The organism is Caloranaerobacter ferrireducens (assembly GCF_001730685.1).
GTDB lineage: Bacteria > Bacillota > Clostridia > Tissierellales > Thermohalobacteraceae > Caloranaerobacter > Caloranaerobacter ferrireducens.
This window is the reverse complement of record NZ_MDJR01000001.1, coordinates 838,301-864,380: the sequence shown is the minus strand read 5'-3', so window position 1 is coordinate 864,380 and position 26,080 is coordinate 838,301. Positions and strand designations below refer to the sequence as shown.

The window sequence follows — 26,080 nt, the reverse complement described above, 5'->3', positions numbered from 1 at the left end:
AATATAAGGAGGAATTAATATGGGTAAGGGAATACTTATTGTTGATGATGCTGCTTTTATGAGAATGATGATTAAGGACATTTTAAATAAGAATGGATATGAAGTTATAGGTGAAGCTGATAATGGAGCTAGAGCTATTGAGAAATATAAAGAGCTTAGGCCGGATTTAGTAATAATGGATATTACAATGCCAGAAGTAGATGGAATTCAGGCTGTAAAGGAAATTAAAAAGTTCGATGAAAACGCAAAAATAATAATGTGTTCAGCTATGGGGCAACAAGCTATGGTTATTGAATCAATTCAAGCTGGAGCTAGAGATTTTATAGTGAAGCCTTTTCAAGCAGATAGAGTTCTAGAAGCTGTAAAAAAAGTATTAGGTTAACAATGAAAAATGCTTACTTAAAGTCGCTTTATATTTTTAGTTTTCTATTTATTAATGAGTATGCTTTTGGCTCCAGCTACATTGATAACAACAAGGGTTATTCTTTTATTAATTTGATTAGTTTTATATTTGGTTTTATTCTAGTCATTTTAGCAATATTATTTCTAAGCAAGATATTGAATTTCAAATTAAATGTAACAGGTAAAAAACACAGAATTAGGATTATTGATATTTTAAATATAAGTGGTATTAAGATTTTAATATTAGAAATAAATGGTAGACGTTATATATTAGCCTATAATAACAATAGTATAACTTTAATTGATAAATTAGAGAATATTGAACCATTAGAATCTGATAGTAATATAACTAATAAGTCTAGTTTTGATAAACATTTAGAAAAGTTTCTTATGAAAATTAATTTTAGAGCAAAATCTTAGATTTAAATCAACTACAATGTGGATTTTGTTGAAATCAATAAACGGATACTATATTCAAAATTATCCACAATTTAATAAGGAATATAATTCCCTATTGATTATAAAAAAATGTAAAAGACTAATGAGATTATTATTAACTATAGTGAGTAGGATGAATAATATGACTAAGATAGTAAAAATTCTTATAATTACAACTGTATTAATTATACTTTGTAATTCTGTTGTATATGGGGCCCCTGAAATTTCTTTGTTTGGGAAAACAGTATCTTTGAAAAATACAAATGATCCAAATGACTATGTCATAAGTATACAAATATTAATTTTGCTAACAATACTAACTCTGGCCCCTTCTATTTTAATAATGGTTACAAGCTTTACAAGGATTATTATTGTACTTTCTTTTATGCGTAATGCTTTAGCAACACAACAGACGCCACCAAATCAAGTTTTAATTGGATTGGCATTGTTCTTAACATTTTTTATTATGAGTCCAACTATAGAGCAAATTAATGAACAAGCTATTCAACCTTTTTTAAATGGAGAGATTAGCCAAGAAGAAGCTTTTAATAATGCATTAAAACCAATTCGTGAATTTATGTTTAAACAAACTAGAGGGAAAGATTTGGTTTTATTTATTAAAGCATCAGGTATTGAACAAAGAAATGACTTGAAATTAGAAGATATACCAACAAGAGTATTAATACCTGCTTTTATGATTAGCGAATTGAAAACAGCTTTTCAAATGGGATTTATATTATTTATACCATTTTTAGTAATAGATATGGTAGTTGCAAGTACATTAATGTCAATGGGTATGATGATGTTACCACCGGTTATGATATCTTTACCATTCAAAATATTACTTTTCATTATGGTAGACGGATGGAATTTGGTTATTAAACAGTTGTTATTAAGCTTTAATTAATAGGAGTGATATAAATGAGCCAAGGGGATATTATAAATTTAGCACAAGAGGCGATGAAGATGGTTTTAATGCTTTCTTCTCCAATGCTAATTTTTGGCTTGTTAATAGGATTAGCTGTTAGTATATTCCAAGCAACGACACAGATACAAGAAGCTACATTAGCTTTTGTTCCTAAAATAATAGCTGTGATGATTTCATTTTTAATATTTTCACCTTGGCTATTAAGTCTTATTTTGGATTTTACTAGCAAGCTTTTTGAAAACATGAATACATTTATAAAATAATTTAAATGGTGAACTTTATGGTAGATATTGTACAATTAATTATGAATAAATACATAGTCTTTTTGTTAATATTCGTTAGATTAAGTGGGATTTTTATTATTACTCCTATATTCAGTAGGAGGAATATACCAACAATATTCAAAATAGTTTTTACTTTTTTTCTTACGTTAATAATGATTAATATAATTGAATTCAATCAAACACAATTAGATATTTATCTTTTTATAACTTATGTATTAAGAGAATTATTTTTAGGTATATTTATTGGCTTTATCATGTATTTATTTTTCTCTTCGCTATATTTAGCTGGTAAGTTAGTAGATATGCAATTAGGTTTTAGCATGGTAAACGTATTAGATCCTAACAGTAATATACAAGTACCCATAACAGGGAATTTTTATTACATTTTAGCTTTATTGACTTTTTTAGTTGTTGATGGACATCATGTATTGATAAAAACTTTATTGGATTCGTTTACAATAATTCCTTTAGGAAGTTATGTTGTCAAAGCAACTATTTATAAAGAAATATTTACAATTATTAGTAATATATTTGTTATAGCTTTTAAACTTAGTAGCCCTATATTGGCTACTATATTTATAACTAATATTATGTTAGGGATATTAGCACGAACTATGCCACAAATGAATGTTTTTGTAGTTGGAATGCCTTTAAGGATTGCAATAGGAATCATTACTTTGATACTAACAATACCTTTTATTATTGCTTTTATGTGTAATTTATATGAGCAAATTTTTCGAGTATTTTCTTTCTTAAAGTAGAATAAGGAATGATTATAGATGTTAAACAGTATAGACTTACAATTGTTTGCAAGTGGAGAGAAAACAGAAAAGCCTACTCCAAAACGGAGAAAAGAAGCAAGAGAAAAGGGACAAGTACTACAGAGTAGAGAGTTAACGTCTGCTTTGTTATTGTTGTTTATATTTTTATCTTTGAAAATTTTTAGTAATTATATGTTTAATAGTTTAAAAGAACATATAAGTTATGTTTATAATGAATACTTAATTTCTGACGATTTTTATTCAAAGAAAGAGATTATTTTATTATTAAAATATATTGTTTTTAAAACAACAGAAATCGTTGCCCCAATTCTAGGAGTTGCTTTTATTTTTGCATTAATTATTAATTATTTTCAAGTAGGATTTTTATTTACAACAAAAACTTTAAAAATTAAATTTAGTAGAATAAATCCTATAGAAGGTTTTAAACGTATATTTTCAAAAAGGGCATTTGTAGAATTAGTAAAATCTTTTTTAAAAATAACATTAATAAGTTATATTGTGTATTCTTATATTATGGGGCAAATTAAAAATATTGTGCAATTGTTAGAAAAAAATATATCTAGTATTGTATTTTATATAGCTAAAATATCATTTGAAATTGCTATTAGAATAGGGTTGGTTTTGTTTGGGTTATCTGTGTTGGATTATGCATATCAGTGGTGGGAATATGAGAAAAGCCTAAGAATGTCAAAACAAGAAATTAAAGAAGAATATAAACAAACAGAGGGTGACCCTAATATTAAATCAAAAATAAAAGAAAAACAACGCCAAATATCTATGCGTAGAATGATGCAGGATGTACCTAAAGCAGATGTTATTATTACTAATCCAACACATTACGCAGTTGCTATAAAATATGATAAAGAAAAATACGATGCTCCATATGTAATTGCTAAGGGCAAAGATATAATTGCTCAAAATATTAAAAAAGTGGCACGAGAATCTTCTATACCAATAGTTGAAAACAAGTGGCTAGCAAGACATTTATACAATAATGTTGAAATAGGGCAGGTAATTCCAGAAGAACTTTACCAAGCAGTAGCTGAAATACTCGCATATGTTTATAGCCTGAAAAAGGTTTAATTAAGTTAGGAGGACAATTATGAAATTTGGAGATATTATAGTAGCAATATCTATCATTGCAATAATTTTGATAATTATTATACCTGTTCCTAAAGGTGCTTTAGATGTACTTTTAACTCTAAATATATCTTTTGCATTATTAATCCTTTTGATTGCAATGTATACTGAAGAAGTCTTACAGTTTTCAGTTTTTCCATCTTTGTTATTAATAACTACGCTTTATAGACTTTCTTTGAATATATCAACAACGAGATACATTTTAACAGATGGAGATGCAGGAAGTGTTATAGAGACTTTTGGGAATTTTGTAATCAAGGGTAATCCTATAGTGGGTTTTATCATATTTTTAATAATCGTAATAATACAATTTATAGTAATTACCAAAGGAGCTGAAAGAGTAGCAGAAGTAGCAGCCAGATTTACTCTTGATGCTATGCCAGGAAAACAGATGGCTATAGATGCAGATTTAAATTCAGGATTAATTACAGAGCAGGAAGCTAAAAAAAGAAGAAGTGAAATACAAAAAGAAGCTGACTTTTATGGAGCAATGGATGGTGCTAGTAAGTTCGTCAAAGGGGATGCAATAGCTAGTATTATTATTACTATAATAAACATTTGTGCAGGTTTTGTTATAGGAATTTTAACTAAAAATTTGACATTTATAGAAGCACTTCATAAATACACATTATTAACGGTAGGAGATGGTTTGGTCAGCCAAATACCAGCTCTTATTATATCAACTGCTACTGGTATAGTTGTAACTAGAGCTGCTTCAGAATCGAATCTTGGACAAGACGTTATTAAACAGCTTTTTAATAATCATCCTAAAATTATGTATATTATTGGTAGTGTTCTGTTTTTATTAGGAGTTGCTACTCCATTACCATCCTTACCATATATATTTTTGTCAGGTATATTCTTTTATTCAGGGTATAATATGCAAATAAGTATTCAAAAGAGTGTTGAAGAAGAAAAAGAAATTGCAGAAGAAGTAGAAGTTGAAGAAGTTAAAAAACCAGAAAATGTAATGTCATTGTTAAAAGTAGATGATATAGAATTGGAGTTTGGCTATGCAATTATACCTTTAGCTGATGTAAATCAAGGTGGAGATTTGCTTGATAGAATTGTATTGATTAGAAGACAAATCGCATTAGAGCTTGGTATGATAGTTCCTATGGTCAGATTAAGAGATAATATACAATTGAATCCGAATGAATATGTAATTAAAATAAAAGGTGTAGAAGTTTCAAAAGGAGAGTTACTATTCGATCATTATTTAGCTATGAATCCAGGAACAGCTCAGGGAGATTTATCTGGAATAGATACTATCGAACCTGCATTTGGTTTACCAGCTAAATGGATAACCGAAGAAGAGAGAGAGAGAGCAGAGATATTAGGTTATACTGTAGTAGATCCACCATCTATTATAGCAACTCATTTGACAGAAATAATTAGAAGATATGCACATGAGCTACTTGATAGACAAGCAGTTAAAGTTTTAATAGACAATATAAAAGAAGAATATCCTGCTTTAATAGACGAACTTATTCCTAATGTTCTTTCCATCGGTGAGATACAAAAAGTTCTTGCAAATTTATTAAAAGAGCAAATTTCAATTAGAAATATGGTTTCTATTTTAGAAGCCCTTGCAGATTATGGGACTGTTACTCGAGACTCGGATCTATTAACTGAATATGTAAGACAGAGATTATCAAGATATATAACAAAAAAGTATGTGCAAAACAATAAAATAAAAGTAATTACATTAGACGGTGAGTTAGAACAATTAATTATGGATTCTATTAATAAATCAGAAACAGGTTCATATTTGGCTTTGGAGCCAACAAAAGTTCAGAGAATTCTTCAAAGCTTATCGAAAAACATAGAAAAAGTATCTTCAATAGGAGAACAACCAATAATCTTAACAGCTCCTATAGTTAGAATATATTTTAAGAGATTGACTGAACAATTAATAAAAGACCTAGTAGTACTGTCTTATAATGAAATAGAACCTACAGTTGAAGTTCAGTCATTAGGGATGGTGACATTATAATGAAAATAAAAAGATACATTGGAAAAACAAATAAAGAAGCTATGGATAAAGTTAAAAGGGAGCTCGGTACAGAGGCAGTCATACTTCATACAAGGAAAATAAAGCAAACTGGTTTTTTTGGTTTTTTTAAAAAACCATTAATAGAAGTAGTAGCTGCAGTAGATGAAAACTATGAAATGAAAAATACGACAGACTATCAGGTGAAAAAAAATAAAAATACAAATTATTACAGTAAGTCATTTAATGATGAAACAAATAATGCTCAGAAAGAACTTAATGAAGAAATTAAAAAATTAAGGCAATTAATGGAAGATATGATTATAAGTACTACCAAAAAAGAAAAGAGTAATTTATCAGAAAAATTAATGGTGTATAAACATATTCTTATTGAAAGAGGAGTAGAAGAATATATAGCTAATGAAATATTAAACAAAATAAATGAAAGGTTTAACATTGAAGATAAAGATGATAAATCTATTAGAGATATAATTAGATATCATTTGATTGAGTATCTAGGTAATCCAGAGCCTATAGATTTGTCAAATTCGAATAAAATTATATTTTTTATTGGACCAACTGGTGTAGGAAAGACTACTACTTTAGCCAAAATTGCTTCTAAGATATGTTTATATGAGAATTTAAAAGTTGGAATTATTAATGCAGATACATATCGAATAGGGGCTGTAGAGCAGATAAAAACTTATGGAGAAATATTGAGTATTCCAGTAAATAATATTTATGATACAGAGGATATTTATAAAGTTATGTCGAAATTAAAAGATAAAGAAATCATTTTGGTAGATACTGCTGGAAGGAACCATAAAGATAATGAAAAAATTGAAGAAATAAGAAAATTAATCAATTCTGTTAATAATAAGGAAGTTTATTTAGTATTAAGTGCAACATCTAGTATGGATACTATTAAATCAATTATTGATAAATATGGAAATATTACAGAATATAAAATTATTTTTACTAAGTTAGATGAAGTCGATAATTTAGGCATTATTTTAAATACTAAATATTATTCAAACAAACCATTGTCTTATTTTACTATCGGTCAAAATGTTCCCGATGATATTGAGATTGCTGATGTAAATAAATTAAGTAAATATTTGATTGGAGAGTTACAGTATGAGAGACCAAGCGTATAGATTGAGACAAATGGTAAATAAATACAAAAACAGTAAAGAAGCAGCAATAGAAAATCAAATTAATAATAAAACTAGAGTTTTGGCTGTAACTAGTGGTAAAGGTGGAGTTGGTAAGACTAATTTCACCATTAATTTAGCGATCTCATTAAATAAACTTGGATATAGAACAATTATTTTTGATGCAGATATAGGTTTGGCTAATGTTGATATAGCTTTAGGAATTATGCCTAAATATACTATTGCTGATGTTATAAAAGGAGAAAAAGATATTTTAGAAATTATAACAGAAGGCCCTTGTGGATTAAAAATTATTGCTGGAGGGTCAGCATTAGAGGAGTTAATTGATATTAAAGAAAAAGAATTATATGAATTAACTAGTCAGCTTGAAAAATTATCTGAAATTGCAGATTTTATATTAATTGATACAGGAGCAGGAATATCAAGAACTGTATTGAGTTTTATAGAAGCTGCTAATGAAGTTATTTTAGTTACCACTCCTGAACCCACTTCTTTAACAGATGCTTATGCATTGATTAAAATGTTGATTATTTCTAGTTGTAATCATAGTAAAATAAACTTAGTAGTAAACAAAGCCGATAATTATTATGAGGCTAGAGAAGTATATGAAAAGTTGAATAGAGTTACTAAAAGATTTTTAAATTTTGAATTGATAAATTTAGGGTATATACAAAATAGCAAATTATTAATAGAATCTGTAAAGCTTCAACAACCAGTAACTATTTCGCATCCAAATTCTTCTTTTGTCAAAAGAATAAATGCTATTGCTTTAAAAATTGTGGGTAATGAAAATAACAACAATGGTAGCGATTTTAAAAATTTTATTGAAAAATTTAAGAATTATTTTTTGATTTATAAGTAAGTAAAGGAATTTTGACATTATGTATAAAGATTTTTTTCAAAAGGAGGACCATATTTAATGCACAAAAAGAAGACGTCAGGTGAATACCCAGCTATAGGTGACAAAATAGAAATTAGAGAAGCTAAGACAAAAACAAATAATAAATATGCAAGCCAAATACTTGATATTATTGATGATAATATTTATATAATAAGTGGGCCTATACAGAAAAGTGCATTAATACCGTTACATGTTGGAAGTTTAATTGAGATTACATATTTTCGTGAAGATAAAGGAAGGTTTGTATTTAAAGCAAAAATTATTGAGCGTGAATATAAAAATATATATAAATTAAAAATCGAGAAAATAAGTTGTACTACGAAATTACAAGAAAGGAATTATTACAGGCTATCAGTAAAATTAGATGTACAAAAAATATATAATTTAAAACTTGATGATAATAATAAAGAAGTGATTGAGAGCTGTATAGCAAAGGATATTAGTGGTGGTGGTATAAGAGTATTTTGTAATTTTAAACATTCTGTAGGCGATATAGTAAAATTAAACATTTCAATAACAGATTTTAGCATAACAGCTTTAGGAACAGTTGTAAGAATTCAAGAGATAGAAAATGATAATTTTAAATTTTCTTTAGGAGTAAAATTTACTGAAATAGAAGATGAAGATAGAGAACGATTGATTAGATATATTTTTGAACAGCAAAGAAAATTAAGGAAAAAAGGACTGATCTAAATGATTAAGGTTCTAGTTGTAGATGATTCAGCATTTATGCGTAAGATAATAAGTGATATTTTATCTAGCGATGAAACGATTGAAGTTGTTGGAACTGCTAAGGATGGCAAAGATGCTTTAGATAAAATATCTTATTTAAATCCTGATGTTATTACATTAGACATTGAAATGCCAGTGATGGATGGAATCGAAGCATTAAGAGAAATTATGAAAAAATTCAGAAAACCAGTTGTAATGCTTAGTAGTTTGACTAGCCAAGGTGCTGAAGCGACTTTAAGAGCTTTAGAATATGGAGCTGTTGATTTTATTACAAAACCAACTAATATTTTTAAGGTAGGAAGTCAAGAGAAAAAAGTAGAAATTATAAAGAAAGTTAAAGTAGCTGCAAATGCTGCCTTACTAAATACTGTGACGGACAAGCATACGGTTTTCAAAAAAAGATCTATAGATATAACTAATAAAGAAGAAAAATTAGATTACATAGTTGCTTTGGGAACTTCTACTGGCGGACCAAGAGCACTACAGGCAATAATACCAACTCTACCAAATGAAATTAATGCTGCTTTAGTTGTTGTACAACATATGCCACAGGGTTTTACTAAATCTCTAGCTAATAGATTAAACTCTATGTCACAGCTTGTAGTAAAGGAAGGTGAAGATGGAGAGTTAGTAAGAAGAGGATATTGTTATATTGCTCCAGGTGGTTACCACATGACATTAGATGAAGTAGGTATTAATAAAGTATACATAAGATTAAGCAAGGAAAAGCCTGTTTCTGGACATAGACCATCTGTAGATGTTTTAATGAAATCAGTTGCAAAAATTAAATATCTTAAAAAAATAGGTGTGATATTAACAGGAATGGGTTCTGATGGAAGTCAGGGTATAAAACTTATTAAAGAAAATAATGGTTTTACTATTGCACAAGATGAAAAAAGTTGTGTTGTTTTTGGAATGCCAAAGGCTGCGATAAATATCGGGGGTATCAGTAAAATATTACCTTTAGAGTCAATTTCAAATGAGGTTTTAAATATATTGGGGGTGTTATAATTGGATATTAGTCAATATCTTGATATATTTATAGATGAGTCTAAAGAACATTTACATAATTTAAATGGTAGTTTATTAAGTTTGGAAAAAAATCCTGACGATAAAGAATTAATTAATGAGATATTTAGAGTAGCACATACTTTAAAAGGTATGTCTGGTACAATGGGATTTACTAAAATAGCAAATTTGACACATGAAATGGAAAATTTGCTGGATGCAATAAGAAATGACAGATTAGCTATTAATACTGATATTATTGATTTATTATTTAAATGTTTTGATACTCTCGAGGAGTATATTAATATTATAGCTGTAGAAGGTGAAGAGGGAGAACAAGACAATAAAGAATTGATTATTAAGTTGAATTCTGTTTTAAATAATAATGAAGGTTGCAAATCGGAAACTAGTATAAAAAAAGAGAAAGCTGATCGTGTGAATAATCTTAGTGAATATGCTATTAACATTGTAAAAAAGGCACAGGAAAAAGGATTAAGTGCATATACGATTGATGTAACTTTAAAAGAAGATTGTATGTTAAAAGCAGCAAGAGCATTTATTGTATTCAATACATTAGAAAGATATGGAGAAATAATTTATTCAAAACCTTCAGTTGAAGATATAGAGGATGAAAAGTTTGATTTAAGCTTTTCGATAACGATTTTAAGTAAAATTGATGAAAACATTATTTTAGATGAACTGAATAAGATAACTGATGTTGAAATTATTAAAATAAAGAAACTAGATAATATGAATAGTATAAACAATGACAAGACTTTAGAAGGGACTAATAATATACAAAATAAAGATCAAATTAAAACTGAGAAAAAAAGTAAAAAGAAAAATAATAAAGTAGGAAAAACTGTTAGAGTTGATATTGATAGACTTGATAATTTGATGAATCTTGTAAGTGAATTAATTATCATTAAAACAAGAATGGAAGAAGTTGGTGGTCGCACAGAAAATCATAATATGAATGAGGCAATTGAATATTTAGAAAGAATTACTACTAGTATACATGATGCAGTTATGAAAGTAAGAATGGTACCTATTGATAGAGTTTTCAATAGATTTCCTAGAATGGTACGAGATTTATCAAAAGAGTTGGGTAAGGATATTAAACTCATTATGTCTGGTGAGGAGACTGAAGTAGATAGAACAGTAATTGATGAGATAGGAGATCCTTTAATTCATTTAATACGAAATTCGATAGATCATGGAATAGAAAGTCCAGAAGAAAGGTTAGAAATTGGCAAGAAAGAATTTGGTTCTTTATATTTAAGAGCGTATCCAGATGGTAATAATGTTGTTATAGAGGTTGAAGATGATGGTAGAGGTATTGATTTGGAAAAAGTTAAACGTAAAGCAGTAGATAAGAAAATAATAACAGAAGAAATAGCATATAACATGTCTAAGGAAGAGATAATTTCTTTACTCTTTAGAGCTGGCTTTAGTACAGCTGAAAAAATATCAGATATTTCAGGTAGAGGTGTAGGTTTAGATGTAGTCAAAAATAAAATTGAGTCTATAGGTGGTAATATTGAAGTTGAAACAGAAAAAGGGAAAGGTACAAAATTTATAATAAGAATACCGCTAACATTAGCAATAATTCAAGCGTTATTAATAAAACTGAAAGATGAAATTTATGCATTGCCGTTAAGTTCAATAAAGGAAATAACAACTATTAAAAGCCAAACTATTAGAAAAGTGCAGAATCATGAAGTCGTTTTATTTAGAAATAAAACATTGCCAATAATTAGATTAGATGAAGTTTTAGGAATCGAGAAATTTGATGAAATTGATGAGAGAGAAGAATTGATTACAGTTATTGCAAAGAAGGGTGATAAGGAGGCAGGACTGATTGTAGACAAGCTTATAGGCCAACAAGAAATAGTAATAAAATCATTAGGAAAATATTTATCAGGAACTAGATATATAGCAGGAGCAACAATTTTGGGAGATGGTAGTATATCACTTATACTGGATATAAATTCTTTATTTTAAGTAGGAGGTGAAATTTTGAATTCGATAGAAAGTATAAATACAAATCAATATGTTTTATTTAAATTAGATGATGAAAGTTATGGAATTGAAATTGAGTATGTTAAAACGATTGAGAAGATTACAAATATAACAAGGGTACCCAACACAAAGCCTTATGTTAAAGGAGTTATAAATTTACGTGGAGAAGTTATTCCTGTTATTGATTTAAGAGAAAGGTTTGGACTACCAATAAGGGCCTATGATAATGATACGAGAGTTATAATTGTTTCAATAAAAGATTTTGTAATTGGATTAGTAGTAGATTCTTCATCAGAAGTAATTCATTTAAATGATAATGAAGTGGACAATCCTCCTACAATAGGAGAGACAAATACAGTTGAATTTGTTAAAGGTATAGGAAAAAAAGATGGGAATTTGATTATGCTTCTAAATCTGAAAAAAATTTTATAGACAATATAACAAATATTCAGAGGTGTTAATAATGGATATAAATAATTTAAATATTATATTATTAGATGTGCTAAGAGAAATAGGTAATATAGGTTCTGGGAATGCAGCAACTGCATTAGCAGGTATTATAAATAAGAAGGTAGATATGGATGTACCCCAAGTAAAAATATTAGACTTTAATGAAGTAGCAAATGTACTTGGCGGAGCAGAAAAACCTGTTGTTGGAATTTATTTTGAGATGAATGGAGATATAAAAGGGAATATCATGTTCATTTTGAATATAGATTCTGCACGTTGCTTATTAAATTTACTTTTTAAAAGTAATAATGAAAGTAATGAATTTACTGATATGGATATGTCGGCTTTATCTGAGGTTGGCAATATACTTGCTGCTTCATATATAAATTCTTTGAGTATGCTTTCTGATATGGTTTTGAAAATTTCAGTTCCATCTATAGCGATTGATATGGCAGGAGCAATTTTAAGTGTACCAGCTATACAGTTTGGATATATCAGTGATAAGGTTTTATTTATTGAAACTCAGTTTAAAGAAGGGAATAATCAGGTAACTGGAAATTTATTTTTAATACCAGAATTAGATTCTTTTGAAACAATGTTAAAAAAATTAGGGGTAGTTGAAATATGAAAGTAATAAAAGTAGGTATGGCAGATTTAGCAGTTTCTAAATCACCTTGCATAATTACAACTTTGGGATTAGGTTCATGTGTAGGCATTGTTCTATATGATAGAAAAAATAAAATTGGTGGATTAGCTCATATAATGTTACCGTCTAGCTTGGATATAAAAAATAATTCAAATAAGGCAAAATTTGCAGATACTGCAATTGAAATACTGATTGAAGAAATGATTAAAATTGGAGCAAATAAAAATGACCTAGTAGCTAAATTAGCTGGTGGTTCGCAGATGTTTAAGTTCAGTACTCAAAATGAGATACTGAGAATAGGTGATAGAAATGTGATAGCATCAAAAAAGAAATTAAAAGAATATGGCATTCGAATAGTAGCTGAAGATACAGGAGGAAATTATGGTAGAACTATTGAGTTAAACTGCGAGGATGGTTCATTAATGGTAAGAACGATTGGTAGAGGATGTAAATATATTTAAAGGCAGACATAGCTAAAGGCAACATAATATAATTATAGCAACCTGTTATACAGGAGGATTTAATATGACCATTGAAGAAATTTGGGATAGGTACAAATCTACCAATAATATTGAATACAAAAAAAAATTGATTGAAGAATATGTATATCTAGTTAAAATCGTAGCTGGAAGGCTATATAATTATTACAGCGGTAATATAGAATTTGATGATTTATTGAGTTATGGAATATTTGGTCTAATAGATGCTATAGAGAAGTTTGATATTAATAGAGGATTAAAATTTGAGACATATGCGCAAATTAGAGTTAGAGGTGCGATAATAGATAATTTAAGAAAACTAGATTGGATTCCTAGATCTTTAAGAAAAAAAGCTAAAGAGCTAGAGGAAATTGTTAGAGAATTAGAGAATAATTTAGGAAGAACAGTTACATATAAAGATGTTGCTAAAAAGCTAAATATTGATGAAAAAGAAGTAGAAAAATTGTTTAGAGAGATTTCAATTTATAATATTGTTTCGCTAGAAGATATTATTGCTTCTGGTAATGAAATAATATTTAAAAACAACTATGATACTCCAGAAGGACAATTTGAAAAAAAAGAAATAAAATCTATACTTAGTAGAATTATTGATACTTTGCCAGAAAAAGAAAAATTAGTTATATCGCTGTATTACTATGATGAACTAACTTATAAGGAGATAAGTGAGATTTTAGGAGTTTCTGAATCAAGGATATCACAATTACATAGTAAAGCTCTTATTTCTATCAAAAGCAAGTTAAAACATATAGGAATATTTAATTAATCAGGTGGTGAGTAAATGGGCACAAAAACTGATAAATTAGAAAAGAATTTATTAAAGAAAAATAATATTAATGATTTTGAGTTTAAATATTTAGAAGATGGAGTTTATATTTACATAAACACTACTGTAAGAAATAAAATAAGTTTATCTGATGTACTGGAAAAAATTAACAGGAAGCAGATAAAAGAATATGATTTAGAGACGATTGTTAATGCAATAAATGAAGCTAAAAGTAATTTTGTACGAATTGCACCGAAACAGAATGAAATGTTGATTGATGAAGAAGCATTAATTGATATCTCGGAAGATAAGATGTATGGCTATGTAACTTTGTTACCACCTGATGGCGGTAGAAATATAGAGTTTGATGAATTTGTAAATAAGGTAAAAGAAGAAATAAAATATGGACTTGATTATGATAAACTAAAAGAAATTTTTGAAAATAAAGTTTATAATGAAAAGATCTGTGTTGCCAAAGGGAAAAAGCCAGTGCAAGGACAAGATAGTTATATCAGATGGCATTTTAATATTGAGAATAAACACAAACCAAAGATTTTAAAAGATGGTAGTGTAGATTATAGAAATTTAAACATAATAAATAATGTTAAAAAAGGTCAGTTGTTAGCAGAAAGAATTCCTGCTACAAATGGTGAGAATGGTATTACTGTAACTGGGGAAATTATACCTTCTATTAAAGGTAAAGAAAAATTTTTGAAAGTAGGTAAAAATGTAGTTTTATCTGAGGATAGGAATGCAGCATATGCATTAAAAGATGGACAAGTTATATATCAAGATGAGAAAATTGTTGTTTATGAAGTATATGAAATTACTGGAAATGTAGATAATGCAACAGGCAATATTATTTTTAATGGTACGGTAAGAATAAAAGGAAATGTTATTACAGGTTTTTGTGTAAAGGCAATGAGTAATGTTGAAATAAATGGGGTAGTTGAAGGAGCTGCTGTTGAAAGTAATGGCAATATTATAGTTAAAAGAGGTATACAGGGGTATCATAAAGGAAAACTAATATCTAAAGGAAATATTTATACAAAGTTTATTGAAAATAGCAATATCTATGCTAATTTGGATGTACATGCAGAAGCAATAATGCATAGTAAAGTAATTTCTGGTAATAATATTGAAGTAAATGGTAAGAAAGGTTTAATTGTTGGTGGGTTTTGTAAAGCCAAAAATGAAATTAAAGCAAAAACGATAGGTTCACCAATGGGCACTGTAACGGTATTAGAAGTAGGAATAGATCCAGAATTAAAACTAAAACATACAGAATTAAAAAATAAAATAAATGCAATAAAGTCGAATTTAGAAAAGGTTGATAAAACGATAAAATTATTTACTAGATTAGCAAAAAATAATAGTCTATCTGATGAAAAAAAAGAATTACTTGTCAAAATTATAGATAGTAGACAACTTTTAGCTAATCAATTAGAAACTTTAAAAGAACAGTTTATTGGTATAGAAGAAAAACTAAAATCACAGACTAATGGCAAGGTTAAAGTAGAAAGAGAAATTTTCCCAGGGGTTAAAATTACGATTGGAAACAGTGTTATGTTTGTAAGAGAGAAACTTGGACCATGTACTTTTATAAATGTTGACGGAGAAATAAAGATTACTTCGTTTGAATAATAATTAGGAGGATACTTATGAAAATTAATACTGCTGATTTAAGATTAGCAATTTCAAAAACGCAGATGCTTTCTAAAGTTCAGCAGTCTGAAAATAATAAGGCATTTACTAATTTGTATAATGAAGTACTTGAAAATAAGAAGAATATAGAGAAAGAGCAAAAAACTATTAATAAATCTAAAGAAACATACAAATCAAAAATGGATAATGATAGAAATAAAAAAAATCAAGATTTCAATAATGAAAGAGAAAAAAGCAAAAGTGAAGATAATAAAGAAACTGACAAAAAAAAGAATTATTTAGGTAGTAGATTTGATGTTAGAATTTGATAAGGGGTTGTAATATGACTTCGATATTACTAATATGTTTAGGTATTGTACTAATTATATTGTCTTTGATTGCTTGGATAAAAAATGAAGAAAAATTTAAATATTTAAATGAAGTTGAATATAGAAATTCTGAATCGTTAGATTATATTAAATATTTTGAGCAAACGATTGATAGATTTGAACAGATGATATTTGATTTAGAAGAAAAAATAAGAGAAATTCATGACTATATGAAGATTGGAGATACAGATAAAGGAAAGGAAACTGGTAAAGTTTTAATAGATAACAACTTATTAAACGAAGTGATTAAAAATAACGAATTTAAGAATTGGGAAGGTATTGATTTAGTAAATGAAGTTTATAAACTAAAACATGACGGGTTTAGAAATATTGAAATTGCAAAAAAGCTAAATAGAAGTATAAGAGAAGTCGATATGATACTAAAATTGAAAAAATTAAATAAATAGATTTAAGTTTTATTAAATTAGTTATATATCTTTAAGAAAAATATTGTCAAAATAAAAAAGGTATGATATACTACTAAAAGTGAAATTACACACACTTGATGATTCCTTGAAATGTGCCCTATTGGGTCTTCTTGGAATATGATTCAGGTGGAGGAATAAAACAATGGAGGTGTATTTATATGGCAGTGATAACAATGAAACAACTTCTAGAAGCTGGTGTTCATTTTGGACATCAAACTAGAAGATGGAACCCAAAAATGGCAGAGTACATTTTTACTGAAAGAAATGGGATTTACATTATTGACCTTCAAAAAACAGTTGAAAAAATTGAAGAAGCATACAAGTTTATAAAAGAAATTGTTGAAAATGGAGGTCAAGTGCTTTTCGTTGGTACTAAAAAACAAGCACAAGAATCTATTCAGCAAGAAGCAAGTAGATGTGGTATGCACTATGTGAATCAAAGATGGTTAGGTGGTATGCTTACTAACTATAAGACAATTAAAAAGAGAGTAGACAGGTTACATGAGTTAAAGAGAATGGAAGAGGAAGGCACTTTTGATGTATTACCTAAGAAAGAGGTAATTAAATTAAGACATGAAGCTGAAAGATTAGAGAAGTTTTTAGGTGGAATTAAAAATATGAAAGGCCTTCCAGATGTATTATTTGTAGTGGATCCAAGGAAAGAAAAGATAGCAGTTAAAGAAGCTCGAACTCTTGGAATACCAGTTGTAGCTATTGTAGATACTAATTGCGATCCAGATGAAGTGGATTACGTAATTCCTGGTAATGATGATGCTATTAGAGCAGTTAAGTTACTAACACAAACAATAGCAAATGCTGTACTAGAAGGAAAGCAAGGAGAACAAGATAACGAGTAAATGTAAGGTAAGGGTTGGAAGGGAGCTTATCCCTTACTGCTCTTACCTTTTTAATTATTAATAATTAGGAGGGGATAAAATGGCTGTAACAGCTTCTATGGTAAAAGAGTTGAGAGAAAGAACAGGAGCAGGCATGTTAGATTGTAAAAAAGCTTTAGTTGAGGCAAATGGTGATTTAGAAAAAGCAGTTGAAATATTAAGAAAGAAAGGTTTATCAAAAGCAGCTAAAAAAGCAGGAAGAGTAGCTGCTGAAGGTATTGTAGATTCTTACATACATGGTGGAAGAATAGGTGTACTTGTAGAAGTGAACAGTGAAACTGATTTTGTTGCAAAGAATGAAGAATTCAGACAATTTGTACGTGATATAGCTATGCAAATTGCTGCACAGAATCCTAAATATGTATCAAGAGAAGAAGTACCAACAGAAGTAATTGAAAAAGAAAAAGAGATTTTAAAACAACAAGCTTTAAATGAAGGTAAACCTGAGCATATTGTTGAAAAAATGGTAGAAGGACGTTTAGAAAAATTCTATAAGGAAGTATGTTTACTAGAACAACCTTTTATAAAAGATCCAGATGTAACAATTAAGGATATATTGACAGAGAAGATAGCAAAGATAGGAGAAAATATAAAAATAAGAAGATTTGTTAGATATGAAGTAGGCGAAGGAATTGAGAAAAAACAAGAGAATTTTGCAGAAGAAGTAGCTAAACAAATTAAGATGTAATTTTTATGGAGAACACTTTGTGTTCTCCATTTGAATACTAATGTTTCTAATAATATTTTTGTATAATTTTTTGAATTTGAAGGATTATATAGAATAATATAGAATAAAATATATAGGAGTGTTCAAATGAAAGAAGTTAAATATAAGAGAATTATACTTAAGTTAAGTGGGGAAGCTTTAGCTGGAGATAAAGGCTTTGGTATTGATAAAGCTACAATAATGAATATAGCAAAGCAGATTAAAACTCTAAATGAGCTCAATGTAGAGACTTCTATAGTAGTAGGTGGAGGTAATTTTTGGAGAGGTAAAAAAAGTGGTGTAGGAATGGATAGAACGACTGCTGACTATATGGGCATGTTAGCAACTGTAATAAATGCTTTGGCTATGCAGGATGCACTAGAAAGTTTGGGAGTGTTTACTAGAGTGCAAACGGCGATAGAAATGAGACAAATAGCAGAGCCTTATATAAGGCGAAAAGCAGTGAGACATTTAGAAAAAGGTAGAGTAGTGATTTTTGCAGCGGGTACAGGAAATCCATATTTTTCAACAGATACTACAGCAGCTCTAAGAGCAGCGGAAATTGAGGCGGATGTAATTTTATTGGCTAAAAAGGGTGTTGATGGAGTATATGATTCAGATCCATTATTGAATCCAGATGCAAAAAAGTTCGAAGTAATTGACTATAAAGATATTTTAAATTTAGGATTAGGTGTTATGGATTCAACGGCAGCATCATTATGTATGGATAACCAAATACCAATTATAGTTTTTGGCATTGAGCAACCAGAAAACATTGTTAAAGTAGTTATGGGTGAAAAAATAGGTACTCAAGTAAAGGAGGTTTAAATATGTATTTGGAAGTTCATAAAACGACAGAAGAAAAAATGAAAAAAACTTTAAAAGTTTATAAAGAAGAGATTATGGGTATTAAAGCTGGTCGAGCTAATCCAGCTTTATTAGACAGAATTATGGTTGACTATTATGGTACACCTACGCCTCTTAAGCAAATAGCTAATATTTCAGCTCCCGAACCTAGACTTTTAGTTATTCAAGCTTGGGATGCTAATGCAGTTCCAGCTATCGAAAAAGCCATTATTAAATCAGATTTAGGATTAAATCCATCAATCGATAACAAAGTTATAAGGCTAAACATACCACAGCTTACAGAAGAAAGAAGAAAAGAGTTAATAAAACATTTGAAAAAATTAACGGAAAATGCAAAAGTAGCAGTAAGAAATGAGAGAAGAGATGCAAATGACCATTTAAAAAAGATGGAGAAAGCTGGAGAATTAACTCAAGATGATTTAAGAAAAGCTGAAGAAGAAGTTCAGAAACTGACTGATAAGTATATTGAAGAGATTAATAAATTATTTGAAAAGAAAGAAAAGGAATTGTTGGAGGTATAGTAATAAATTGAAGTATAACAATTTATTAGGCTATAATTTAATAGATGCGATTGAATTCATAGAGTTGGATAAAAAAATAGAAATAAGAAATACATATGGATTGAATAAAAGATTGAATATAAATCTTGAAGATATAAGGATAGTAAAAGTATTAGAAGAAAATGGCTATTTAGTTTTAAAAGTAGGATTTTTTTAATCCCCTTCTTTATCGAGAAGGGGTTTTTAATGACTGAAAATGGAGGTTATTAGATGTTTGGGAATACACGTGAAGAAGTTCTAAAAGTAGAAAAACTAAAAAGTTTAATAGATAAAAATAAATTACCAAGACATGTTGCGATAATAATGGATGGAAACGGAAGATGGGCTAAAAAAAGATTTTTACCAAGGACTGCAGGACATAAAGAAGGAGTTGAAAGAGTAAAAGAGATAGTTAAAGCATGTGGAAACTTAGGGATTGAATATTTGACATTATATGCTTTTTCAACTGAAAACTGGGCAAGGCCTAAAGATGAAGTGGATACTTTAATGAAGTTACTAGTAGAATATTTAAGAAAAGAACTAGATACACTACATAAAAATAATGTAAGAATTATGGTTTTAGGTAATATTGATGAATTGCCGGATTTACCAAAAAAAGAAATAATCAAAGCTATTGAGAAAACTAAAAATAATGAAAAACTTATTTTGAATATAGCATTAAATTATGGATCAAGAGATGAAATTATACAAGCTGTTAGAAATATAATACTTGATGTAAAACACAATAAAATAAATATTGAAGAAATAAATAAAGAGAATTTTAAAAAATATTTGTATACAAGAAATCAACCAGATCCAGATCTTTTGATAAGAACTAGTGGAGAACAAAGAGTAAGTAATTTTTTACTATATCAAATTGCTTATTCAGAGTTTTATTTTACAAATACATTATGGCCAGATTTTAAAGAAGAACATTTGTATAAAGCAATACTTGAGTATCAAAATCGAGAGAGAAGATTTGGGAAAATATAGGATGGTGATTTTTTTGAAAAGTAGAATTGTTAGTGGATTAGTTGGGTTATTATTACTTATTAGTATAGTGTTAAAAGGTGGTGCTTTATTAAATTTTTCGGTACTTATTGTAGGGCTTATTGGTTTATATGAGTTTGACAAGACAGTAAGAAAAATAAATGTTAAGCCATTAATATTTTTGAATTATTTTATAACAATTTGCTTATTTATTTTAATCAATATTAACAGTCAAACATACGTACCTTTTTTAATAATAGTTTATTTTTTTTCAGTAATGTTACTTTTTGTGTTTAATAAAAATCTAAATATAAATGATATTGGTGCTACTATTTTTAGTGAAATATATATAATTTTTCTATTATTTCATATTATATTGTTAAATGGAAATACCATGATATGGTTAATTTTTATTACTGCTTGGGCAACAGATACCTTCGCTTATTTTACAGGAATGATGTTTGGTAAAAGGAAATTATGTCCACATCTTAGTCCTAAAAAAACAATTGAAGGTGCAATTGGAGGGGTTTTGGGTTCTTTAATTATAACTTTATTATTTGCTAAGTATATTGGATCAACTGATTTTGTAAAATTTGCTTTGTTAGCTATTATATCGTCATTATTTGCTCAAATAGGAGATCTTACCGCATCTAAAATTAAAAGGCTATGCGGTGTAAAAGATTATGGAAATATTATGCCAGGTCATGGTGGCGTATTAGATAGATTTGATAGTATTTTATATACAACGCCTATTGTATATTATTTTATTAAATTATTGTTATAACAAACAGTGGTAAATGGGTAATCTGTATTTATTGGTAAATAACAAAAAAACTATTAAAGTTGTTCTTAAATTAATCTAAAATAAACATAATAGGAGTGATAGTTTGAAAAATGTAAGTATATTAGGATCTACTGGTTCAATAGGAACACAAACTTTAGAAGTTATAAACGAATTAGATGATTTTAATATAGTTGGATTATCTGCAAATACAAACATTGACTTATTAGAAAAACAAGCTTTAAAATATAAACCCCAAATTGTAGCAGTTTATGATGAAAATAGAGCAAAATTGCTTAGAGAGAAACTAAGGATACATAATATTAAAGTAGTAAGTGGTATGGATGGATTAATTGAAGTTGCAACTGAAAAACAATCTGATATTGTATTAACTTCAGTTGTTGGAATGATAGGACTTTTACCTACATTAGAAGCGATAAAATCTGGTAAAATAATTGCTTTAGCAAATAAAGAGACATTGGTAACAGCAGGAGAAATAGTAATGGCTGAAGCAAAAAAGAACAACATAGATATTATACCTGTTGATAGTGAGCATTCCGCTATATTTCAAAGCTTGAAATCAGGAGCAAAAGAAGAAGTCTCAAAAATAATTCTAACTGCTTCAGGAGGACCTTTTAGAGGCAAAAAACTAAATGATTTAAAAAATGTAAGTGTTTTTGATGCTTTAAAACACCCAAATTGGTCTATGGGTAGAAAAATTTCTATTGATTCAGCAACGTTGATGAATAAGGGTCTAGAAGTTATAGAAGCAAAGTGGTTATTTGATGTAAATATAGAGAATATTGAAGTTGTTGTACATCCGCAAAGTATAATTCATTCGATGGTAGAGTTTATAGATGGTTCAATAATAGCACAATTAGGAGTACCTGATATGAAGATACCAATACAATATGCTTTAACTTATCCAGCAAGAAAATATAGTAGCACAAAAAAATTAAAGTTAACTGAAATCAAAGAATTAACGTTTGAAGAGCCTGACTTAGATACATTTCCTTGTTTAAAATTTGCATTTGAAGCTATAAAACAAGGAGGTACAATGCCGAGTGTTTTAAATGCAGCTAATGAAATAGCTGTGAAATTGTTTTTAGAAGGAAAAATACAATTTTTAGATATACCTAAATTAATTGAAAAAGCAATGTTAAAACATAAAATAATATATAAACCTAATTTAGATGATATAATAGAAAGTGATAAATGGGCTAGAGAATATATTATTTCAGAATATAATAGATAGGTGGTGTTAGCAATTGCTTACAGCTGTTGCAGCTATATTAGTATTTTTTTTAGTAGTAATTTTTCATGAGTTTGGACATTTTATAGTAGCTAAAATGGTAGATATAAAAGTTCATGAATTTTCAATAGGTATGGGACCGAGATTAGCAAGTATAAAAAAAGGTGAAACTGAATATTCAATACGTATATTACCAATAGGTGGATATGTTAGAATGGAAGGTGAAGATGAAGTTTCAAATGATCTAAGAAGTTTCAATAATAAATCTATATTATCGAGAGCTGCAGTATTATTTGCTGGTGCATTCATGAATTTTGTTTTAGCTGTTTTAGTATTTAGTATAATAGCTTATGTTATAGGGATGCCAACTACAATTATTGAAAAAGTTACTCCAAGCTTTCCAGCAGAAATTTCAGGATTAAAAAATGGGGATAAAATTGTTCAAATTAATGATAAAACAATTAAGAAATGGGAAGAAATAGTGGCTGAAATTAATAAGGAGAAAGATAAGGAATTAGAGATTGTAGTGTTAAGAGGAAATGAAAAAAAGAAATTTGTTGTGAAACCTGTGTTAGATAAAGAGTCTGGTAGGTTTATGATAGGTATAATACCAAAGGCTAAAAAGTCGATAATATATTCAGTAAAAGTAGGAATTGAACGTACAATTTTTATTATCAGTATGATGTTTAAGTTTTTTCAAATGCTTTTTAAAGGCAATATAAATACTAAAGATATAGTTGGACCTGTCGGTATTATATATATGGTTGGAGAAGCAGCAAAAGTAGGGATGTTAAGTGTATTGTCATTAACAGGTTTAATTAGCGTGAACTTAGGTTTTTTCAATCTATTACCAATACCAGCTTTAGATGGGAGTAGATTGATGTTTCTTTTTATTGAATCTATAAGGAAAAAACCAATTGAACCTGAAAAAGAGGGTTTTATACATTTTATTGGATTTATTTTTTTAATGATACTCATGATAATAATTGTTTATAAAGATATTGTTAGATTTAATGTTTTTAGGTAGGTGTTGTTATGAGAAGGAAAACACGAAAAATATTTTATGGTAATGTAGCGGTAGGTGGGGATTCACAAATTACTGTTCAGTCTATGACTAATACTGATACAAGAGACACTAATAGTACAATTAGACAAATCAAAGAGCTAGAAAGCGAAGGATGTGATATAGTAAGGGTATCTGTTAAAGATATTGAATCAGCTAATGCTATAAAAACAATTAAAAAACAAATAAATATACCTTTGATAGCAGATGTACACTTTGATTATAGGTTAGCAATTGAATCTGTGAAAAACGGTGTAGATGGTTTAAGGATAAATCCAGGAAATATTGGATCTGAGGCTAGAATAAAAGAAGTAGTAAAAGCTTGTAAAGATTATAATGTACCTATAAGAATTGGTGTTAATTCCGGCTCTATAAGTAAAGAATATATTGATAAATTTGGTGGAGTAAATGAAGATGCTATGATATATAGTGCATTAGACCATATTAGAATACTTGAAAATATGGATTTTAGAGATATAGTAATTTCTTTAAAATCTTCTGATGTACTTCTAACAATAAATGCTTATAAAAAAATGGCTGAAATAGTTGATTATCCTTTTCACCTTGGAATAACTGAAGCTGGTACTGTTTGGAAAGGAACTATTAAATCATCGATAGGAATAGGTGCTCTTTTACTTATGGGAATAGGGGATACAATACGAGTATCATTAACAGGTGATCCGGTTGAAGAAGTAAAAGTAGGAAAACAAATTTTAAGATCTATTGGATTACTCAAAGATAAGGTAGAGATAATATCATGTCCTACCTGTGGAAGGACTGAGATAGATCTTATTAAATTAGTAACAGAGGCTGAAAAAAAGTTGAAAGATATTAATAAACCTTTGAAAATAGCGATAATGGGTTGCGCTGTGAACGGACCTGGTGAAGCTAGGGAAGCTGATTTTGGAATTGCAGGCGGGAAAGGTAATGGACTAATTTTTAGAAAAGGGGAAATTATAAAAAAAGTTAAAGAAAGTGAGTTGCTGAATGAACTTATTAAAGAGATTAACAAATTATAATTGTTAGGGGGAGAAACTTATGGAAACAATAACTACTATTATTCCAGCTTACAATGAGGAAAAAACTATTGGAAATGTTTTAAGTGTAGTTAAAGAAATAGATTTAATTGATAGGATTATTGTAGTTAGTGACGGCTCAGAAGATATGACTGCACAGATAGCAAGGGATTTTGGTGTGGATGTTATAGAATTAAAAGATAATATTGGTAAAGGTGGAGCTATAAAAAATGGAGTAGATAGAACAAATGGAGAAATTATATTATTCTTAGATGCAGATCTTGTCGGCCTTAAACCCAAGCATGTATTAGATTTACTTATGCCGGTTATTAATGGAGAATGCGATATGTCAATTGGCATATTTAATAATGGAAGATTTGCAACTGACTTAGCACAAAAATTAACACCTTATTTGTCTGGGCAAAGGGCTATAAAGAGATACATAATTGAAGGAATTTCTAATATTGATGTAACAAGATATGGAGTTGAAGTAGCATTGACAAGATATGTTTCTAAAAATAATATAAAAACTAAAGAAGTTTATTTAGACAATGTAACACACGTTATGAAAGAAGAAAAGTTGGGAGTTGTAAAAGGTTTTACAGCTAGGTTAAAGATGTATAGAGATATAGCAAAATATATTAGCTTAGTGAATTTAAAGAAATAGGTGTATGATTATGTTAACAATTAAGCAAATATTTATCAGGCTTTTTTTGTCAATTTTACTTTCAGGATTAATCGGAATGGAAAGAGAAAGTATACGGAGACCAGCTGGTTTTAGAACACATATTTTAGTATGTGTAGGTTCAACTTTAGTTATGTTAACAGGAATATATATAGTTGATTTATATAATTACAGAAGTAGTTTGGATGTGACTAGATTAGGAGCACAAGTAATTAGTGGTATAGGTTTCTTAGGAGCTGGAACTATTATTAGAGAAGGAACAACTGTTAAAGGATTAACTACAGCTGCTGGCTTGTGGGCAGTAGCTTGTATCGGTTTAGCTATTGGAGCAGGTTTTTATTTGGCAGCTATTTTAACTGCATTGCTAGTATTTATTACTTTATTAGCTTTTACTAAAGTTGAAAAGCATATTAAAGTAAGAAGAAATTATATGTGTATCAAAATAGTTTCGGTTAATCAACCTGGCCAACTTGGCAAAGTAGGATCGGTTACTGGAAAATATGGTGCAAACATTAGAAATATTGAATTAGAATCACAGGATGATAATATGGTGGTAATTACTTTACTTATACAAATACCAAATAAATCTATTAAACTTGACTTATTGAATGAATTAAGTAGAATAGAGGATATATTAGAGGTATATGAGTGTTAGAATAA

Annotated in this window: 31 protein-coding genes; all 31 read left to right on the top strand. The window is 28.5% G+C overall.

Going from position 1 to position 26,080, the window contains the following annotated elements:
• The first annotated feature begins 19 nt into the window (after positions 1-19).
• The 31 genes from BFN48_RS04250 (at position 20) to BFN48_RS04100 (ending at position 26,075) form a co-directional block, all read left to right on the top strand.
• Positions 20-382 (top strand): response regulator, encoded by a 363-nt coding sequence (locus tag BFN48_RS04250; protein WP_069649598.1) that lies wholly within the window; start codon positions 20-22, stop codon positions 380-382.
• Between the two features lie 2 nt (positions 383-384).
• Entirely contained in the window at positions 385-822 is a 438-nt protein-coding gene (locus BFN48_RS04245) for a flagellar biosynthetic protein FliO (RefSeq protein WP_069649597.1), read from the top strand.
• A 160-nt stretch (positions 823-982) separates the two neighbouring features.
• Positions 983-1,747, top strand: a complete 765-nt coding sequence (gene fliP / locus BFN48_RS04240; protein ID WP_069649596.1) for a flagellar type III secretion system pore protein FliP — start codon at positions 983-985, stop codon at positions 1,745-1,747.
• A gap of 14 nt (positions 1,748-1,761) precedes the next feature.
• Positions 1,762-2,031, top strand: a complete 270-nt coding sequence (gene fliQ / locus BFN48_RS04235) for a flagellar biosynthesis protein FliQ (RefSeq protein WP_069649595.1) — start codon at positions 1,762-1,764, stop codon at positions 2,029-2,031.
• Positions 2,032-2,036: 5 nt separating this feature from the next.
• On the top strand, positions 2,037-2,813 hold the full coding sequence (gene fliR, locus BFN48_RS04230) for a flagellar biosynthetic protein FliR (protein ID WP_341419075.1): 777 nt from the start codon (positions 2,037-2,039) through the stop codon (positions 2,811-2,813).
• 18 nt (positions 2,814-2,831) lie between these two features.
• A complete protein-coding gene (gene flhB / locus BFN48_RS04225; protein WP_069649593.1) occupies positions 2,832-3,917 on the top strand; it encodes a flagellar biosynthesis protein FlhB in 1,086 nt (361 codons plus the stop codon).
• A 19-nt stretch (positions 3,918-3,936) separates the two neighbouring features.
• A complete protein-coding gene (flhA, locus tag BFN48_RS04220; protein ID WP_069649592.1) occupies positions 3,937-5,970 on the top strand; it encodes a flagellar biosynthesis protein FlhA in 2,034 nt (677 codons plus the stop codon).
• Positions 5,970-7,124, top strand: a complete 1,155-nt coding sequence (gene flhF / locus BFN48_RS04215; protein ID WP_069649591.1) for a flagellar biosynthesis GTPase FlhF — start codon at positions 5,970-5,972, stop codon at positions 7,122-7,124. The genes flhA and flhF overlap by 1 nt, the downstream gene beginning before the upstream one ends.
• A complete protein-coding gene (locus tag BFN48_RS04210; protein WP_069649590.1) occupies positions 7,105-8,004 on the top strand; it encodes a MinD/ParA family protein in 900 nt (299 codons plus the stop codon). The genes flhF and BFN48_RS04210 overlap by 20 nt, the downstream gene beginning before the upstream one ends.
• Before the next feature lie 57 nt (positions 8,005-8,061).
• Entirely contained in the window at positions 8,062-8,736 is a 675-nt protein-coding gene (locus tag BFN48_RS04205) for a flagellar brake protein (RefSeq protein WP_069649589.1), read from the top strand.
• Positions 8,737-9,786 carry a protein-glutamate methylesterase/protein-glutamine glutaminase gene (locus BFN48_RS04200; RefSeq protein WP_069649588.1) on the top strand — a complete coding sequence of 350 codons (1,050 nt, stop codon included), beginning with the start codon at positions 8,737-8,739 and terminating at the stop codon, positions 9,784-9,786.
• The gene (locus BFN48_RS04195) at positions 9,787-11,787 is read left to right on the top strand and encodes a chemotaxis protein CheA (RefSeq protein ID WP_069649587.1); all 2,001 of its coding nucleotides are present in this window, start codon (positions 9,787-9,789) and stop codon (positions 11,785-11,787) included.
• Between the two features lie 15 nt (positions 11,788-11,802).
• On the top strand, positions 11,803-12,237 hold the full coding sequence (locus BFN48_RS04190; RefSeq protein WP_069649586.1) for a chemotaxis protein CheW: 435 nt from the start codon (positions 11,803-11,805) through the stop codon (positions 12,235-12,237).
• Positions 12,238-12,268: 31 nt separating this feature from the next.
• Positions 12,269-12,883 (top strand): chemotaxis protein CheC, encoded by a 615-nt coding sequence (locus BFN48_RS04185; RefSeq protein ID WP_069649585.1) that lies wholly within the window; start codon positions 12,269-12,271, stop codon positions 12,881-12,883.
• The gene (locus tag BFN48_RS04180) at positions 12,880-13,362 is read left to right on the top strand and encodes a chemotaxis protein CheD (RefSeq protein ID WP_069649584.1); all 483 of its coding nucleotides are present in this window, start codon (positions 12,880-12,882) and stop codon (positions 13,360-13,362) included. Before BFN48_RS04185 ends, BFN48_RS04180 begins: the two co-directional genes overlap by 4 nt.
• A gap of 64 nt (positions 13,363-13,426) precedes the next feature.
• Positions 13,427-14,164, top strand: coding sequence for a FliA/WhiG family RNA polymerase sigma factor (locus tag BFN48_RS04175; RefSeq protein ID WP_069649583.1), 738 nt, complete (start codon positions 13,427-13,429; stop codon positions 14,162-14,164).
• 15 nt (positions 14,165-14,179) lie between these two features.
• Positions 14,180-15,808 (top strand): DUF342 domain-containing protein, encoded by a 1,629-nt coding sequence (locus tag BFN48_RS04170; protein ID WP_069649582.1) that lies wholly within the window; start codon positions 14,180-14,182, stop codon positions 15,806-15,808.
• A 17-nt stretch (positions 15,809-15,825) separates the two neighbouring features.
• The gene (locus BFN48_RS04165; RefSeq protein WP_069649581.1) at positions 15,826-16,137 is read left to right on the top strand and encodes a hypothetical protein; all 312 of its coding nucleotides are present in this window, start codon (positions 15,826-15,828) and stop codon (positions 16,135-16,137) included.
• 14 nt (positions 16,138-16,151) lie between these two features.
• Complete coding sequence (locus BFN48_RS04160; RefSeq protein WP_069649580.1) at positions 16,152-16,604, top strand: hypothetical protein; 453 nt, start codon at positions 16,152-16,154, stop codon at positions 16,602-16,604.
• Between the two features lie 179 nt (positions 16,605-16,783).
• Complete coding sequence (gene rpsB / locus BFN48_RS04155) at positions 16,784-17,482, top strand: 30S ribosomal protein S2 (protein WP_069649579.1); 699 nt, start codon at positions 16,784-16,786, stop codon at positions 17,480-17,482.
• Between the two features lie 79 nt (positions 17,483-17,561).
• Positions 17,562-18,209, top strand: coding sequence for a translation elongation factor Ts (gene tsf, locus BFN48_RS04150; protein ID WP_069649578.1), 648 nt, complete (start codon positions 17,562-17,564; stop codon positions 18,207-18,209).
• A 126-nt stretch (positions 18,210-18,335) separates the two neighbouring features.
• Entirely contained in the window at positions 18,336-19,055 is a 720-nt protein-coding gene (gene pyrH, locus BFN48_RS04145; RefSeq protein ID WP_069649577.1) for a UMP kinase, read from the top strand.
• 2 nt (positions 19,056-19,057) lie between these two features.
• Entirely contained in the window at positions 19,058-19,615 is a 558-nt protein-coding gene (gene frr / locus BFN48_RS04140; RefSeq protein ID WP_069649576.1) for a ribosome recycling factor, read from the top strand.
• Positions 19,616-19,622: 7 nt separating this feature from the next.
• Complete coding sequence (locus tag BFN48_RS04135; protein WP_069649575.1) at positions 19,623-19,811, top strand: hypothetical protein; 189 nt, start codon at positions 19,623-19,625, stop codon at positions 19,809-19,811.
• A 53-nt stretch (positions 19,812-19,864) separates the two neighbouring features.
• Positions 19,865-20,626 carry an isoprenyl transferase gene (locus tag BFN48_RS04130; RefSeq protein ID WP_069649574.1) on the top strand — a complete coding sequence of 254 codons (762 nt, stop codon included), beginning with the start codon at positions 19,865-19,867 and terminating at the stop codon, positions 20,624-20,626.
• Between the two features lie 13 nt (positions 20,627-20,639).
• The gene (locus BFN48_RS04125) at positions 20,640-21,407 is read left to right on the top strand and encodes a phosphatidate cytidylyltransferase (protein WP_141706110.1); all 768 of its coding nucleotides are present in this window, start codon (positions 20,640-20,642) and stop codon (positions 21,405-21,407) included.
• Between the two features lie 103 nt (positions 21,408-21,510).
• Positions 21,511-22,659 (top strand): 1-deoxy-D-xylulose-5-phosphate reductoisomerase, encoded by a 1,149-nt coding sequence (locus BFN48_RS04120; RefSeq protein WP_069649573.1) that lies wholly within the window; start codon positions 21,511-21,513, stop codon positions 22,657-22,659.
• 13 nt (positions 22,660-22,672) lie between these two features.
• Positions 22,673-23,683: an RIP metalloprotease RseP gene (gene rseP / locus BFN48_RS04115; protein ID WP_069649572.1), complete on the top strand. Its 1,011-nt coding sequence runs from the start codon at positions 22,673-22,675 to the stop codon at positions 23,681-23,683.
• Positions 23,684-23,691: 8 nt separating this feature from the next.
• Positions 23,692-24,738, top strand: coding sequence for a flavodoxin-dependent (E)-4-hydroxy-3-methylbut-2-enyl-diphosphate synthase (ispG, locus tag BFN48_RS04110; RefSeq protein WP_069649571.1), 1,047 nt, complete (start codon positions 23,692-23,694; stop codon positions 24,736-24,738).
• A gap of 19 nt (positions 24,739-24,757) precedes the next feature.
• Positions 24,758-25,402, top strand: coding sequence for a glycosyltransferase family 2 protein (locus BFN48_RS04105; protein WP_069649570.1), 645 nt, complete (start codon positions 24,758-24,760; stop codon positions 25,400-25,402).
• Between the two features lie 10 nt (positions 25,403-25,412).
• On the top strand, positions 25,413-26,075 hold the full coding sequence (locus BFN48_RS04100) for an MgtC/SapB family protein (RefSeq protein WP_083238776.1): 663 nt from the start codon (positions 25,413-25,415) through the stop codon (positions 26,073-26,075).
• Positions 26,076-26,080: the final 5 nt, after the last annotated feature.